Here is a 13,640-nt window from a genome sequence, read left to right as displayed (position 1 = left end):
GCGACTGCCATGTCAAAGCCGAAGACCCGCCACTTCCTCAAGGACACGGACCTGACCCCGGCCGAACAGGCCGAGGTGCTGGACCTGGCCGTCCGGATGAAGGCCGCCCCGTACAGCGTGCAGCCCTACGCCGCCGAGGCCAGCGGCCGGAAGACCGTCGCCGTCATCTTCGACAAGACCTCCACCCGTACCCGGGTTTCCTTCGCCACCGGCGTCGCGGACATGGGCGGCAACGCGCTGATCATCAACCCCGGCGAGGCCCAGATCGGCCACAAGGAATCCGTCGAGGACACCGCAAAGGTCCTCGAACGCATGGTCTCCACGATCGTATGGCGCACCGGAGCGCACCAGGGACTGGTCGCCATGGCCGCGAACTCCGCCGTCCCCGTCATCAACGCCCTGTGCGATGACTACCACCCGTGCCAGCTCCTGGCCGACCTGCTGACCATCAAGGAGCACAAGGGCTCCCTCGCCGGCCTGACCATGAGCTACCTCGGCGACGCGGCCAACAACATGGCCAACTCCTACCTGCTGGCCGGCGTCACCGCCGGCATGCACGTTCGGATCAGCGGCCCGGAGGGCTACCTGCCGGCGCCGGAGATCGTCGCCGCCGCCGAGGAACGCGCCGCCGGGACCGGCGGCTCCGTTCTCATCACGGCCGACGCCGCCGAGGCCCTGCGCGGCGCCGACGTCGTCGCCACCGACACCTGGGTCTCCATGGGCCAGGAGGACGAGAAGGAAGCCCGGATGCAGCTGTTCCGGGACTACTCCGTCGACGAGGACGCCATGACCCTCGCCGCGCCCGACGCCGTCGTGCTGCACTGCCTGCCCGCCTACCGCGGCTACGAGATCTCCGCCGGCGTGATCGACGGCCCGCAGTCAGTGGTCTGGGACGAAGCCGAAAACCGGCTGCACGCCCAGAAAGCCCTGATGGCCTGGCTGATGCACCGCTCCGGCCTCGCCGTCGTCGAGGGCCTGGCACCGGTCGACGGGGCGGACTGATGTCCGTCCAGCCCGCCGCGCAGGGCGCCAGCCCGGCCACCAAAACGGCCCGCCAGGCCCGGATCGCCGCGATCCTGACCGGCGAATCCGTCCGATCCCAGGCCGAGCTGGCGGCCCTGCTGGCGGACGACGGCGTGCAGGTCACCCAGGCCACCCTGTCCCGGGACCTGGTGGAACTCGGCGCCGTCCGGGTCCGCGGCAAGGAAGGTGTCCTGGTCTACGCCGTCCCCGGCGAGGGCGGCGAACGCGGCGCCAAGAGTGGCGTTACCCAGGAAATCCTGGACGCGCGCCTCGCCCGGCTCTGCGGCGAACTGCTGGTCACCGCCGAGGCCTCCGGAAACCTCGTGGTGCTCCGGACCCCGCCGGGAGCCGCGAACTTCCTCGCCCTGGCGATCGACCACTCGGTGATGCCGTCCATCCTGGGCACCATCGCCGGGGACGACACCGTCCTGCTGGTCACCCGCGACCCGGCCGGCGGGGCCGACGTCGCCGCCCGCTTCCTCGCCATGGCCGACGAAACCGGCCAATAGACCGGCCGTCCGTGGCGCACACTTGTACCAACGACCCAACAGAATTCCCCAACATAAGGAGCATTTGAAGTGACTGAGCGTATTGTGCTGGCCTACTCCGGTGGCCTCGATACTTCCGTGGCCATCGGCTGGATCGGTGAAGCGACCGGCGCCGAGGTCATCGCCGTGGCGGTCGACGTCGGACAGGGCGGCGAGTCGCTGGAGACCATCCGCCAGCGCGCCCTCGGCTGCGGCGCCGTCGAGGCCTACGTGGCCGACGCCTCCGACGAGTTCGCCAACGAATACTGCATGCCCACCCTCAAGGCGAACGCCCTGTACCAGGGCCACTACCCGCTGGTCTCCGCGATCTCCCGCCCGGTAATCGTCAAGCACCTGGTCAAGGCCGCCCGTGAATTCGGCGCCACCACCGTGGCCCACGGCTGCACCGGCAAGGGCAACGACCAGGTCCGCTTCGAGGTCGGCATCCAGACCCTCGGCCCCGACCTAAAGTGCATCGCCCCGGTCCGCGACCTGGCGCTCACCCGCGACAAGGCCATCGCCTTCGCCGAGGAAAAGGGCCTGCCAATCGAGACCACCAAGAAGAACCCGTACTCGATCGACCAGAACGTCTGGGGCCGCGCCGTCGAGACCGGCTACCTCGAGGACATCTGGAACGGTCCCACCAAGGACATCTACGACTACACCGCCACCCCGGAGTTCCCCCCGGCCCCGGATGAGGTCATCATCTCCTTCGAAGCCGGCATCCCGGTCGCGATCGACGGCGTCAAGGTCACCCCGCTGCAGGCCATCCAGGAACTGAACCGCCGCGCCGGCGCCCAGGGCGTGGGCCGCATCGACGTCGTCGAGGACCGCCTCGTCGGCATCAAGTCCCGCGAAATCTACGAGGCCCCCGGCGCCATGGCGCTGATCACCGCGCACAAGCACCTCGAGGACGTCACGATCGAGCGCGAGCAGGCCCGCTTCAAGGCCACTGTCGGCCAGCGCTGGTCCGAGCTGGTCTACGACGGCCAGTGGTTCTCCCCGCTCAAGCGCTCCCTGGACGCCTTCATCGAGGACACCCAGAAGTACGTCTCCGGCGACATCCGCATGACCCTGCACGGCGGCCAGGCCGTCGTCACCGGCCGCCGCTCGGACACCTCGCTGTACGACTTCGACCTCGCCACCTACGACACCGGCGACACCTTCGACCAGTCCATGGCGCGCGGCTTCATCGAGCTGTGGGGCATGTCCGCCAAGGTCGCCTCCGGCCGCGACATCCGCGTCGCCGGAAAGTAGCCCCTGTGGCTGAGCAAAAGTCGGAAGCCACGAACACCGGCGCGCTGTGGGGCGGCCGGTTCGCCGGCGGCCCCGCGGACGCCCTCGCCGCGCTGAGCAAGTCCACGCACTTCGACTGGCGGCTGGCCCGCTACGACATCGCCGGGTCCAAGGCGCACGCCCGCGTGCTGCACAAGGCCGGGCTGCTCGACGACGGCGAGCTGGCCGGCATGCTGGACGCCCTGGACCGGCTGGACGCGGACGTCGCCTCCGGCGCGTACACCCCGGCCGAATCCGACGAGGACGTGCACGGTTCGCTCGAACGCGGCCTGATCGAGCGGGCCGGGCCCCAGCTGGGCGGCAAGCTTCGCGCCGGCCGGTCCCGCAACGACCAGGTGGCCACCCTGGGCCGGATGTTCCTGCGCGACCACGCCCGGATCATCGCCCGCGGCGTGCTCGCCACGATCGACGCGCTGGTGGACCAGGCCAAGGCCCACCACGGCGTGGCGATGCCGGGACGGACGCACCTCCAGCACGCCCAGCCGGTGCTGCTCAGCCACCACCTGCTGGCCCACGCCTGGGCGCTGCTGCGCGACGTGCAGCGGCTCGCCGACTGGGACAAACGCGCCGGCGTGTCGCCCTACGGCTCCGGCGCCTTGGCCGGGTCCTCGCTGGGCCTGGATCCTGAGGCCGTCGCCGCGGACCTGGGCTTCTTCTCCGCGGCGCACAACTCGATCGATGGCACCGCAGCGCGCGACGTTTTCGCCGAGTTCGCCTGGGTCTCCGCCATGATCGGGGTGGACCTGTCCCGGGTCTCGGAGGAAGTGATCCTCTGGGCCACCAAGGAGTTCTCCTTCGTGACCCTGGATGATTCCTACTCCACCGGCTCCTCGATCATGCCGCAGAAGAAGAACCCGGACGTGGCCGAGCTGGCCCGCGGCAAGGCCGGCCGCCTGATCGGCGACCTGACCGGGCTGCTGGCCACCCTTAAGGGCCTGCCGCTGGCGTACAACCGGGACCTGCAGGAGGACAAGGAACCGGTCTTCGACGCCGCCGACACCCTGGAGCTGCTGCTCCCGGCCGTCTCCGGCATGATCGCGACCCTGACGTTCAACACCGAGCGGATGGAGTCCCTGGCACCCCAGGGCTTCGCGCTGGCCACGGACATCGCCGAATGGCTGGTCCGCCAGGGCGTGCCGTTCCGCGAGGCGCACGAGCTCTCCGGTGCCGCCGTCAAGCAGGCCGAAAGCCGCGGCGTCGAACTCTGGGACCTGACCGACGAGGAATACGCGGCCATCTCGGAGCACCTCACGCCGGAGGTCCGCACGGTCCTGTCCACGGAGGGGTCGCTGAACAGCCGCAACTCCCAGGGCGGCACCGCCCCGGCCGCCGTCGAACGCCAGCTGCAGTCGCTCGAGGCCGAGCTGGAAGGCGTGCGCGCCTACGCCGGCTAGCTCCTCCGGACGCTCCCTCACTTCTGGCAGCGTTTCCACCGACGCTCCTGCACCCGTTGCAGGAGCGTCGGTGGATTTCCTGCCAAAGGTGAGGGAGCGTTCTGCGTTGGCCGCCGGAGCTTCCCGCTCTAGCATGGCGGAATGAGCGAATCCTTCCGGCGCATGCTGCGCGCCCTGCCAGACTTCCCGGCCGAGCTTCCCGACTTCGATCCGCAGCTGGCCCCGGAGGACCCGGAGCAGCTGTTCCGGCAGTGGTTCGACGAGGCCCTGGCCGCCGGGGTGCCGCAGCCCAACGCCTGCAGCCTGGCCACCGCCGACGCGCAGGGCCGCCCCTCGGCCAGGATGCTGATCCTCAAGGACATCGACGACGCCGGCTGGCACTTCGCCACCTCCCGTGAGTCCCGCAAGGGCCGGGAACTGGCCGAAAACCCCAACGCCGCGCTCAACTTCTTCTGGCAGCCGCTGGGACGCCAGGTCCGCGTCGCCGGCGAGGTCCTGGAACTCTCCGCCGAGGCCTCCGCCGCCGACTGGGACGCCCGGCCCGGAGCCGACGGCAGCACCAACCCTGCCTGGCAGCTGTACGCGCTACGGCCCAGGGAGCTGGAATTCTGGCAGGCCCGCCATGACCGGCGGCACATCCGGCACCGCTACGGCCCGTTCTAACCGGCGCGAATCCCGTCCGCGACGCAGGACACCGGTTAATCCGGATTAATCAAAGTGCTCCGTTAGGATGGGCGCCATGACTTCCATCACCCCCGAAAACCTTCTGGCAGAACTTCGCCGCGCCGCCGACGTCGTGACCGGAGTCTCCGCCGGACTGGACGACGCCGCGGTGGCCGCGCCGTCGGAACTGCCCGGCTGGACCCGCGGCCACGTCCTGGCCCACATCACCGGGATCGCCAACGCCATGGCCCGCCAGGTGGAGCACGCCACCCGCGGGGAACGCGTCGAGCTTTACGACGGCGGCTTCGAAGGCCGCAACCGGGCCATTGAACTGGCCGCCGGCCACGGCGCGGACCAGCACCGCGCCGCCGTGGGCGCGGCCATCGACCGGGCGCTGGCCGCCTTCGGTTCTCTCGACGAGGCGGGCTGGCGGGCGCCCATCACGTTCTGGGACGGCGTCGTCCTCGACGGCGGCCTGGCGCTCTGGCGCGAGCTGACCATCCACGCCACGGACCTTGGGACGGGCCGCGGCCCGGAGACCTGGAGCCGGCCGTTCTGTGAGCACCTCTTCGACTTCCTGACCGCGCGGGTGCCCGAGGGGCAGCGGTTCGTGCTGCAGCCGCTCGGCCTGCCCTCGGTGGCCATCGGCGCGCCGGGCGGCCGCTCCACCGCCATCAACGGGATGCTGACCGACATCGCGGCCTGGCTGGCCGGGCGAACCCCCACCCTGGGCAGCCTGCGCGCCACCGCGGCGGCCGACGGCGTCGCCCTTCCGGCCCTGCTGCCCTGGCCGGCGGGAGTCCCCGTCACGAAGTAGCAGGCAGGGTACGGGGCACCTAATCGCGGGGCGCCTGCCCGGCCTCGCGTGCCAGCAGGCTTTCCTTGACGGGCAGGCCCCAGCGGAAGCCGCCCAGGGTCCCGTCGGTGCGGATGACCCGGTGGCAGGGGACGAAGAGCGCGGCGGCATTGAACGCGCAGGCGCTGGCCGCGGCCCGGACCGCCTTGGCGTTGCCGGCGAGTTCCGCGTACTCGGTATAGGTCACCGGGTGTCCGGCGGCGACGGTGCGGAGCATGTCCCAGGCGTGGGCGCGGAAGGGCCCCGATTTCTGCAGCACCGGCACCGCCATGGCAGCCTCCGGGCTGCCGGCGTAGAACTCCTCGACCGCCGCCGAGATCGCGCCCAGGCCGGACACATCCTGGTATTCGGTGGGCCGCAGCGTCGGGTGGATCTGGCCGGTCAGGGCGCCCGGTTCCGCCGTCCAGCCCGAGGCCAGGACGGCGCCGTCGCGGGCGATGATGGTGAAGGGACCGTCCGGGGTGGACAGTGTCAGGAGCCGGGCCGTCATGTCGTTGCTTTCTTTCGTGGCTTGGTGGAGGTTCGAGCTGCGGCCTGCGCCGCTGCCGCCGCGCGCCAGAGGTGCATGGTGGCGTAGGAACGCCAGGGGCTGACCTCGCTGAAATCGGGGGACAGGGTCGGGGAGCCCGGGACGGATCCGGTTCCGGTGCCGCCCGCCGCGAGCGACCGGACGCCGTTGCGGACGGCGGCGTCGTTGGCCAGGAACACGTCCGGGGCGCCGAGCACGCGCATGGACACGTACCCCACCGTCCAGGGGCCGACGCCGGCCAGCGGCAGGAGCTTCGAGCGCAGGCTCTCCGGGTTGTCGCCGTAGCCGAAGTCCAGGCTGCCGTCCGCCATGGCCGCCGCGGCCCCGAGAATCGAGTCGATCCGCCGCCGTGGTCCGCGCAGCAGCTCCCGGCCGCCCCCGGCGATTTCCGCCGCGGTGGGAAACATCCGGTCCAGCCCGTCCCCGGGGACTGTGCTGTCCTGCCCGCAGGCGGACAGCTGCGCCAGGGCGGTGCGGGCCGCCGCGACGGTGATCTGCTGGCCGATCATGGCGCGGACCAGCAGTTCCTGCGGATCGATCGCGCCCGGCATCCGCATCCCCGGCGCCTCTGCCACCGAGCCCCGCATCCGGGGGTCCGCCCCCAGGGCGGAGTCGATCGCCGACGGGTCCGCGTCGAGATCCAGCAGCCGGCGGACACGGCTGAGCAGGGCCGGCAGGTCCCGCAGGTCCACCGCCCCGATGGTGAGCCGGAGTGGCCGGCCCCGCTCCTCCGCGGCGTACTCCACCCGGAACCGGGCGTCCCCGTGGGCCAGCCGCAGGGTGCGGGCGTAGGACCGGTCCGTGCCCTCCTCGATCCCAGGGAGGGCACGGACGGCCAGGAAACCGAAAACCCCGGGGTCGAACGGCGCCCGGTACGGCAGGCTCAGGGTCAGGGCCGTCGAGCCCGGTGCCGGGCGGGCCGGACCGTGATGGCGGGCGGTGGCGCGCAGCGCCGACGGCGTCATGGCGAACACCTCCGCGATGGTGTCGTTGAACTGCCGGACGCTGCTGAAACCGGCGGCGAACGCGACGTCGGTGGCCTTCATCGGCGTCGAGACCAGCAGCGTCCTGGCCGTCTGCGCGCGGCTGGCCCGGGCCAGGGCCAGCGGGCCGGCGCCGAGTTCGTGGCTGAGGATCCGGTTCAGCTGCCGGGCCGAGTAGCCCAGCCGGGCGGCGAGGCCCTCGACCCCGTCCCGGTCGATCACGCCGTCGTTGATCAGCCGCATCGCGCGGGCGGCGACGTCGGTGCGCACGTTCCAGGCCGGGGTGCCCGGGACCGCCTCGGGCAGGCAGCGCTTGCAGGCGCGGTAGCCCGCCTCGTGGGCGGCCGCGGACGTCTCGTAGAAGGTGACGTTGCCAGCCTTGGGCGTCCGGGCAGGGCACGATGGACGGCAGTAGATGCCCGTGGTGCGGACCGCCGTGTAGAACTGCCCGTCGAACCGGGTGTCCCGCGCGTCGATCGCCCTGTAGCGCTGCCAAAAATCCATTCCTCCATCCTGCCAGCCGCCGGACGGCCAAGCTAGCGGAAATCGGACACGGGCGTGAGGCCTCCCGGCAGTGTCCGGCCGGGGCCGTCCGGCAGACCCGGCCCGGGGGACGTGTTTGCTACGGTCTGAGCATGGACTCCTCGCTGACGCCCGCGGCCGTGCGCGCCCTGTTGTCCGGGGACGCCCGGACCGTCGCGCCGCTGCTGCTCGGCGCCGTCCTGACCCACGAGAGCCATGCCGGGCACGTGGCCGTTCGGATCACTGAGGTGGAGGCCTACCTCGGCCCGGAGGACTCACTGCACCCGGACCCGGGTTCGCACACGTTCCGGGGACAGACCCGGCGCAACGCCCCGATGTTCGGCCCGGCCGGTCACCTCTACGTCTACTTCACCTACGGCATGCACCACTGCACGAACATCGTCTGCGGCCCCGAGGGCACGGCGTCCGCCCTGCTGCTGCGCGCCGGCGAGGTGGTTACGGGGGAGGAGCTGGCCCGTTCGCGGCGGCCGACGTCGAAGAGCCCCGCGGACCTGGCCAGCGGACCCGCCCGGCTCGCCACGGCGCTGGGACTGACGACGGCGGACAGCGGCCGGGACGCGCTGGCCGAGCCCTTCCGTCTCGAACTGCCCGCCGGTCCGGCCGCGGGCATCAGCTCCGGGCCGCGCGTCGGCGTCTCCGGGGCGGGCGGCACCAGCGACTATCCGTGGCGGTTCTGGCTCAGCGGGGACCCGACCGTGTCCCGCTACAAAGCCGCGAAACCCCGGCCCCGCGGCTCGGCTACCGGCCGGTAGAATTATTCGGTGAATTCCACCGAGCAGCACACCAGTACGTCCACCGGCGCCAGCGCAACCGGCACCGCCGAGACCGGCCCCGCCGTCGACGGCACGACCGCGTCTGGCACCACCGTCGAACACCTGATCGACAGCCTCTGCGCCACCGTGCCGGACTATCCCAAGCCCGGCATCACCTTCAAGGACCTGACCCCCGTCTTTGCCGACCCCGCCGCGTTCAAGGCCGTCGTCGACGCCCTGGTCCGGCCCTTTCTCGGCACCTTCGACGCCGTCGCCGGGGTCGAAGCCCGCGGATTCCTGCTGGCCGCCGCCGCCGCGTACGCCACCGACACCGGCGTCATCACCGTCCGCAAGGCCGGGAAACTGCCCCGCGCCGTGGTGTCGGAGGACTATGCGCTGGAATACGGCACCGCCACCCTCGAACTGCACACCACCGACCTTGCACCGGGCAGCCGTGTCCTCATCCTGGATGACGTGCTGGCCACCGGGGGGACCCTTGGCGCCGCGGCGCGGCTGTTCGAACGCTGCGGCATCACCGTCGCCGGCGTCGGCGTCGTGATGGAGCTCGAGGACCTGGCCGGCCGGGCCGCGCTGGGACAGCAGCAGATCCACTCCCTGCTGCGGCTCTAGCCACGCCGCAGGGGGAGCCGCCCGGGTCACTGGACGGGCGCGGCCGCGTCGGTAGAATGCCTGCAAAGTCCGGCCGGAAGAAAACCGACATATTTCGGGAGAGATTGCCGAAATTGCCGTAGAATGGTTGGTCTGTCTTTTTCGATAGGGGAACGTTCCATGCACGACGCTGATTTGGCCCACGAGCGCGACTACGTGGCCGGCCTGTACGCCCGGTTGGATGAACTGCGGGCGGAAAAGCGGGCCCAGCTGGCCCAGGTCCGGCGCGCGGGCGCCGTCGGCACCATGCAGAACGTCTCCGAGCGCGACGCGTTCGCCGCCCTGTACGAGGACCGCCTCGCCCAGCTTGACGCCGTCGACGACCGGCTGGTCTTCGGCCGCCTCGACCTCGACTCCGGCGAGGAGCAATACATCGGCCGCATCGGCCTGACCACCGAGGACCTGCAGCGGCTGATGGTCGACTGGCGTGCCCCCGAGGCCGGCCACTTCTACCAGGCCACCGCGTTCGACCGGCAGGGCGTCCGCCGCCGCCGGCACCTGATCCTGCAGGGCCGGGAGGTCAAGGCGATCGAGGATGACGTCCTCGACGCCGACATGCTCGCCGACGACGACTCGCTCCAGGGGGAGGGTGCGTTGCTTGCGGCGCTGAACTCCAAGCGCACCGGCCGGATGTCCGACATCGTCAGCACCATCCAGTCCGAGCAGGACCGCATCATCCGCTCCTCGATCTCGGGCGCCCTCGTGGTTCAGGGCGGTCCCGGCACCGGCAAGACCGCCGTCGCCCTCCACCGCGCCGCCTACCTGCTCTATACGCACCGGGACCGGCTGAAGACCGCAGGCGTGCTGCTGGTCGGCCCGTCGTCGTCGTTCATGAACTACATCGAACGCGTGCTGCCCTCCCTGGGCGAGACCGGCGTCGTGATGGCGAGCCTGGGCCGGCTGATGCCCGGCATCCACGCCGTCGCGGAAGAGGATTCCGACGTCGCCGCGCTCAAGGGCCGCCTGGACATGGCCGGGGTGATCGCGAACGCGGTCGCCAACCGGCAGCGGATCGTCCCCGCCAACCGCACCCTCGAGGTGGACGGCCGCAAGCTCGTGCTCACCCCGCGGCAGGTCCGCCGCGCCCGGGACAAGGCCCGCGCCACCGGCAAGCCGCACAACGAGGCGCGCGTGACGTTCGTCAAAATCCTGCTGCGCGAGCTGACCGAGCAGATGACCGAGCTGGTCGAAGCCGGCAGTATCGGCAACAACGCGGACCGCTCATACCTGGCCGAGGACGTCCGCTCCGCCCGCGACGTGCGCGTGGCCCTGAACCTGTGCTGGATGCCGATGACGCCGGAGAAGCTCGTCAGCGAACTCTTCTCCAAGCCCGCCATCCTCGAGGCCTGCGCCCCCAACCTCACCGCTGAGGAGCGGGCCCTGCTGCTCCGCCCCGCGGACGCGCCCTGGACCGAGGCCGACGTGCCGCTGCTGGACGAGGCCGCCGAGCTCCTCGGCGAACTCGACCCGGCGGCCGGACGCGGACTGGCCCAGCAGGAGCACGACCGGGCCCGGGACCTGGCCAACGCCAAGCAGACCCTGGTCAACATGGAGGCGGCCGGCGTGGACGCCCTGTTCACCGCCGAGGAGCTGGCCGACCAGAACCAGGAACGCGAGGCCCGGCTCACCGCGGCCGAGCGCGCCACCACCGACCGCACGTGGGCCTTCGGGCACATCGTGGTGGACGAGGCGCAGGAACTCTCGCCCATGCAGTGGAGGCTGCTGGTCCGCCGCTGCCCGCTGAAGTCCTTCACGATCGTCGGCGACATCGCCCAGACCAGCTCCGTCGCCGGGGCCAAGTCCTGGCAGAGCGCACTGGCACCCCTGTTCGGGGAGCGCTGGCAGCTCGAGGAGCTCACGGTCAACTACCGCACCCCGGCCCAGATCGCCGAGGCCGCGGCCAGGATGGCCAACGCCGCCGGTCTGGTCGTATCCGCGCCCAAGGCCGTCCGCGAGGGCCGCTGGGCCCCGGTGATTGACCAGGTCGCCCCGGGTGCCGTGGTGGAGCGGCTGGTAGAGGTCCTGCCCGAGGAGATCGACGCCCTCGAAGGCGGCCTGCTGGCGGTTATCGCCGACGGCGCGCTGCTCGGCGAGGCGACGGCGGCGCTGCGGTCCGTCTACGGCCGCCGGATCGGCACCGGGGCGGGCAGCTACGAGCAGGACATCGTGGTGATCAGCCCCCGTGAGGCCAAGGGCCTGGAGTTCGACGGCGTCGTGGTGCTGGAGCCCTCGGCGATGCTCAACCACGAGCACGGCCGGGTGGGGGACCTCTACGTCGCCATGACCCGGCCCACGCAGCGGCTGCGGCTGATCGCGGCCGCCGGGGTTCCCGCCGGTATCGAGGAGTAGGCAGGGGCGCGCCCCTGCTACCTTTGATTCCGTGTCCCAGCAAATTGATCTTCAGTCCCAGCAGAACGACCCGGGTTTCGCCAACATCTGGCAGGAGCTCACCTGGCGCGGCCTCGTCCACGTCTCGACCGACGAGGCCGAGCTGGAGAAGCTCCTCGCCGGCGATCCGATAACGTACTACTGCGGCTTCGATCCCACCGCGCCGAGCCTGCACCTGGGGAACCTGGTCCAGCTGTTGGTGATGCGCCGGCTCCAGCTGGCCGGACACAAGCCGCTGGGCCTGGTGGGCGGCTCCACCGGTCTGATCGGCGACCCGCGGCAGACCGCGGAACGGGTGCTCAACACCCCGGAAACCGTCGCCGAATGGGTCGGCCGGCTGCAGGGCCAGGTGCAGCGCTTCCTCAGCTTCGAGGGGGAGAACGCCGCCCGAATGGTGAACAACCTCGACTGGACCGCGCCCCTGAGCGCCATCGACTTCCTCCGCGGCATCGGCAAGCACTTCCGCGTCGGCACGATGATCAAGAAGGACATCGTCGCCACCCGGCTGAACTCGGAAGAGGGCATCAGCTACACCGAGTTCAGCTACCAGATCCTGCAGGGCATGGACTACCTCCAACTGTTCCGCGACTACGGCTGCATGCTGCAGACCGGCGGCTCGGACCAGTGGGGCAACCTCACCAGCGGCACGGAACTGATCCGCAAGGTGGAGGGCAAGCACGTCCACGCCCTCGGCACGCCGCTGATCACCAACTCCGACGGCACCAAATTCGGTAAGAGCGAGGGCAACGCCATCTGGCTGGATGCGGAGATGTGCAGCCCGTACGCCTTCTACCAGTTCTGGCTCAACACGGCCGACGCCGACGTCGCCGCCCGGCTCAAGGTCTTCACGTTCCTCAGCCGCGCCGAGATTGAGGCGTTGGAGGCTTCCGTGGCCGAGCGTCCGTTCGCCCGGGAGGGCCAGCGGAAGCTCGCCTACGAGGTCACCTCCCTGGTGCACGGCGTCGAGGCGACCGAAAAGGTCATCGCCGCCTCCGCCGCCGTCTTCGGCGGCGGCCAGCTGGCCGGGCTCGACGTCGACACCCTGCGCGCGGCGACGGCCGAACTCCCGTCCGCCACGGTGCCGGCCTCGGGCCTGGGCATCATCGACCTGCTGGTCGCCACCGGACTGGCCGAGAGCAAGTCGGCGGCCCGGCGCACCGTGGGGGAGGGCGGCGCCTACGTGAACAACGTCAAGGTCACCGATCCCGATGCCGTGGTGTCCGACGCCGAACTGCTCCACGGCCGCTACCTGCTGCTGCGCCGCGGCAAGAAGAACCTCGCCACGGTGGAGGTTTCCCGCTAACCGCTACGGCCGCCGGTTGCTCCTGCACGCTCCTCTCCAGACGTCCATCCCCCGCGGGATTTGCACGTCCGGAGGGGAGCGTGTAGTGTTTTCTGAGTCGCCGCCGCTGAGTGGTGACCAACCCCCAACATTGAGAAGCAATTCTTCCGGCGCTGGACGCTGTGAATCGAAATTGCTCCTCTTTTGCTGGGCGGATTCACTTTTACAGTTGAATTCCGGATGAAAATACGGATTTGCAAAGTAGAAATGAATGAAATAAGCTGTAAACATCGCAGCGAAGAAATGCGAAACAAAAGAAATTGTTTCAAAAAGTATTCGAATGCTTCTGTTGTTTGAGAACTCAATAGTGTGCCAAGTTTGTTGATACCGATTGTTTTATTGATTGGTTGAAATTGCCGAATCGTGCCGCCCCTGTGGTGTGGTTTGGTGTTTTTGGCTGGTTTCAAATTTTGTGCAGCCTTCGTATCCCGTTTTCCCGGGGTTGTTGGTTGTGTCTGTTTGTTTTCAACGGAGAGTTTGATCCTGGCTCAGGATGAACGCTGGCGGCGTGCTTAACACATGCAAGTCGAACGATGATCCGGTGCTTGCACCGGGGATTAGTGGCGAACGGGTGAGTAACACGTGAGTAACCTGCCCTTAACTCTGGGATAAGCCTGGGAAACTGGGTCTAATACCGGATATGACTCCTCATCGCATGGTGGGGGGTGGAAAGCT

12 protein-coding genes and 1 rRNA gene are annotated in these 13,640 nt (G+C 69.9%); 11 read left to right on the top strand and 2 right to left on the bottom strand.

Annotation, left to right across the window (positions count from 1 at the left end; translation table 11 throughout):
* The first annotated feature begins 9 nt into the window (after nt 1-9).
* From argF to QWJ39_RS12980, 6 genes are all read left to right on the top strand, one after another.
* The gene (gene argF / locus QWJ39_RS13005) at nt 10-1,002 is read left to right on the top strand and encodes an ornithine carbamoyltransferase (protein WP_290258571.1); all 993 of its coding nucleotides are present in this window, start codon (nt 10-12) and stop codon (nt 1,000-1,002) included.
* Entirely contained in the window at nt 1,002-1,532 is a 531-nt protein-coding gene (locus QWJ39_RS13000; RefSeq protein ID WP_290258273.1) for an arginine repressor, read from the top strand. The genes argF and QWJ39_RS13000 overlap by 1 nt, the downstream gene beginning before the upstream one ends.
* Nucleotides 1,533-1,601: 69 nt before the next feature.
* The gene (locus QWJ39_RS12995; RefSeq protein WP_290258272.1) at nt 1,602-2,807 is read left to right on the top strand and encodes an argininosuccinate synthase; all 1,206 of its coding nucleotides are present in this window, start codon (nt 1,602-1,604) and stop codon (nt 2,805-2,807) included.
* Between the two features lie 5 nt (nt 2,808-2,812).
* A complete protein-coding gene (gene argH, locus QWJ39_RS12990) occupies nt 2,813-4,240 on the top strand; it encodes an argininosuccinate lyase (protein ID WP_290258271.1) in 1,428 nt (475 codons plus the stop codon).
* 141 nt (nt 4,241-4,381) lie between these two features.
* Nucleotides 4,382-4,903, top strand: coding sequence for a pyridoxamine 5'-phosphate oxidase family protein (locus tag QWJ39_RS12985; protein WP_290258270.1), 522 nt, complete (start codon nt 4,382-4,384; stop codon nt 4,901-4,903).
* A gap of 76 nt (nt 4,904-4,979) precedes the next feature.
* The gene (locus QWJ39_RS12980) at nt 4,980-5,720 is read left to right on the top strand and encodes a maleylpyruvate isomerase family mycothiol-dependent enzyme (RefSeq protein WP_290258269.1); all 741 of its coding nucleotides are present in this window, start codon (nt 4,980-4,982) and stop codon (nt 5,718-5,720) included.
* Nucleotides 5,721-5,739: 19 nt separating this feature from the next.
* Here the strand turns inward: QWJ39_RS12980 and QWJ39_RS12975 are convergent, their stop codons facing one another.
* Both QWJ39_RS12975 and QWJ39_RS12970 read right to left on the bottom strand, forming a co-directional pair.
* The gene (locus QWJ39_RS12975; protein ID WP_290258268.1) at nt 5,740-6,249 is read right to left on the bottom strand and encodes a methylated-DNA--[protein]-cysteine S-methyltransferase; all 510 of its coding nucleotides are present in this window, start codon (nt 6,247-6,249) and stop codon (nt 5,740-5,742) included.
* Nucleotides 6,246-7,775, bottom strand: coding sequence for an AlkA N-terminal domain-containing protein (locus QWJ39_RS12970; protein WP_290258266.1), 1,530 nt, complete (start codon nt 7,773-7,775; stop codon nt 6,246-6,248). The genes QWJ39_RS12975 and QWJ39_RS12970 overlap by 4 nt, the downstream gene beginning before the upstream one ends.
* Before the next feature lie 131 nt (nt 7,776-7,906).
* Here QWJ39_RS12970 and QWJ39_RS12965 point away from each other — a divergent pair, with 131 nt between their 5' ends.
* From QWJ39_RS12965 to QWJ39_RS12945, 5 genes are all read left to right on the top strand, one after another.
* Nucleotides 7,907-8,566 (top strand): DNA-3-methyladenine glycosylase, encoded by a 660-nt coding sequence (locus tag QWJ39_RS12965; protein ID WP_290258265.1) that lies wholly within the window; start codon nt 7,907-7,909, stop codon nt 8,564-8,566.
* Between the two features lie 123 nt (nt 8,567-8,689).
* Nucleotides 8,690-9,196, top strand: a complete 507-nt coding sequence (locus QWJ39_RS12960; protein ID WP_290258570.1) for an adenine phosphoribosyltransferase — start codon at nt 8,690-8,692, stop codon at nt 9,194-9,196.
* A 159-nt stretch (nt 9,197-9,355) separates the two neighbouring features.
* Complete coding sequence (locus QWJ39_RS12955; RefSeq protein WP_290258264.1) at nt 9,356-11,584, top strand: AAA family ATPase; 2,229 nt, start codon at nt 9,356-9,358, stop codon at nt 11,582-11,584.
* Between the two features lie 31 nt (nt 11,585-11,615).
* Nucleotides 11,616-12,926, top strand: a complete 1,311-nt coding sequence (tyrS, locus tag QWJ39_RS12950) for a tyrosine--tRNA ligase (protein WP_290258263.1) — start codon at nt 11,616-11,618, stop codon at nt 12,924-12,926.
* 504 nt (nt 12,927-13,430) lie between these two features.
* Nucleotides 13,431-13,640 (top strand): 16S ribosomal RNA (locus QWJ39_RS12945); the annotation flags it as partial.

The sequence above is a fragment of the Arthrobacter sp. YD4 genome (assembly GCF_030410515.1).
Taxonomy (GTDB): domain Bacteria; phylum Actinomycetota; class Actinomycetes; order Actinomycetales; family Micrococcaceae; genus Arthrobacter.
This window is presented reverse-complemented; position numbering and strand designations above follow the sequence as displayed.

What these genes read in the sequence shown, in the direction of transcription:
- QWJ39_RS12965 (WP_290258265.1), top strand. Translation starts at nt 7,907, where the DNA reads ATGGACTCCTCGCTGACGCCCGCGGCCGTGCGCGCCCTGTTGTCCGGG.
- QWJ39_RS12955 (WP_290258264.1), top strand. Translation starts at nt 9,356, where the DNA reads ATGCACGACGCTGATTTGGCCCACGAGCGCGACTACGTGGCCGGCCTG.
- QWJ39_RS12980 (WP_290258269.1), top strand. Translation starts at nt 4,980, where the DNA reads ATGACTTCCATCACCCCCGAAAACCTTCTGGCAGAACTTCGCCGCGCC.
- QWJ39_RS12975 (WP_290258268.1), bottom strand. Translation starts at nt 6,249, where the DNA reads ATGACGGCCCGGCTCCTGACACTGTCCACCCCGGACGGTCCCTTCACC.
- QWJ39_RS12970 (WP_290258266.1), bottom strand. Translation starts at nt 7,775, where the DNA reads ATGGATTTTTGGCAGCGCTACAGGGCGATCGACGCGCGGGACACCCGG.
- QWJ39_RS13000 (WP_290258273.1), top strand. Translation starts at nt 1,002, where the DNA reads ATGTCCGTCCAGCCCGCCGCGCAGGGCGCCAGCCCGGCCACCAAAACG.
- QWJ39_RS12985 (WP_290258270.1), top strand. Translation starts at nt 4,382, where the DNA reads ATGAGCGAATCCTTCCGGCGCATGCTGCGCGCCCTGCCAGACTTCCCG.
- argF (WP_290258571.1), top strand. Translation starts at nt 10, where the DNA reads ATGTCAAAGCCGAAGACCCGCCACTTCCTCAAGGACACGGACCTGACC.